The 1111-nt window shown below is 37.8% G+C and carries 2 protein-coding genes; both read left to right on the top strand.

From position 1 onward, the window contains the following. A partial coding sequence (locus ACP5S8_RS08440) for a hypothetical protein (RefSeq protein ID WP_461876492.1) occupies nt 1-704 on the top strand: 704 nt, incomplete at its 5' end. 34 nt (nt 705-738) lie between these two features. Beyond that, nucleotides 739-1080, top strand: coding sequence for a nucleotidyltransferase family protein (locus ACP5S8_RS08435; RefSeq protein WP_461876491.1), 342 nt, complete (start codon nt 739-741; stop codon nt 1078-1080). Nucleotides 1081-1111 lie beyond the last annotated feature (31 nt).

Genomic DNA, 1111 nt, shown 5'->3' with positions numbered 1-1111 from the left:
ATCCGGCTGGATATCCAACTAAGGATGCGTTTAACCTTGTAAAAGGTGATTCTCTTTATATAGCTGGTGAGATTACACCTCATCTTGGTGCGTGGGTAGAGATAGGCGGATGGAATGACCATGGTGACGCTGCTTCTTTGGCTGGCTACAACGTTATATTAAACGGCGGAGACCATACCGTTGATAACAAAAACTTTACATATGGGCTAAGTTTTGAAAACATGGTGGGTTTTGACGATGTAGGTCAAGCTGGTCCAGGCAACTGGGGTGTTCCGGATCAGCTAAATCCATTATCCACTCATAATACATTGTTTGATCCATTTGATGGTAATTCAACAGTAGAAGGCGCTGAAGCTTACGCCATGCTTGGAAACTTTACAAATGGCGGTATATACGGTAATATAGGATTATATGCTCCATCAAATGGTAACGATGAAGGTACTCCACCTGTAGATACAGCAGGAGGAAGTCCTGGTAATGGTTCTTGGCACGGAGCAAAACATGCAGATGTTTATGCAGATGTAGAATACTGGCTGCCAGGGTTTAAAAACATATATTCTATGATAGGTGCTTTTGGATATTTTCCCAAGAAAATCCTACAATATTGCGCTCTTGTTCTTGAAACTCTATCCCTACCATGTAGATTTCTTTATCTTCTGATAAATACTTTTTCTATCAATTATCGCGTAGATAAAGCCCTTTAAAACTATTCAAAGTTAAGAGTTCAAGAATATTAGTATGTGGTATAATTTGCTTGTGGGAAGTGTTGACAAGGTGCTCAATAAAGATGATGTTATATTGATTTTACGAAGCAATATGAAGCAGATAAAAAAGTTTGGTGTAAAAAGGATAGGTATGTTTGGTTCTGCCGCAAGAAATGAATTAAGAGAGGGCAGCGATATAGACATAGTTGTTGAATTTGAAAAGGGTAGAGGTGGTTTTAGAGATTTTGGTGGACTTGTTGAGTTTTTAGAGAGACTCTTAGGTAGGAAAGTAGATATCTTAACGCCAAGTGGAATTGAAAGTATAAAGATTAAGTCGGTAAAGGAAAGAATAAAAAAAGAGCTGAAATATGTATAAAAGGTCAGATAAGGAGTTTATCTTAGATATG

The organism is Hydrogenobaculum sp. (genome assembly GCF_049967395.1).
Lineage (GTDB): Bacteria > Aquificota > Aquificia > Aquificales > Aquificaceae > Hydrogenobaculum.
This window is presented reverse-complemented; position numbering and strand designations above follow the sequence as displayed.

Coding starts and splice junctions, on each gene's coding strand:
- ACP5S8_RS08435 (WP_461876491.1), top strand. CDS start 739: ATGTGGTATAATTTGCTTGTGGGAAGTGTTGACAAGGTGCTCAATAAA.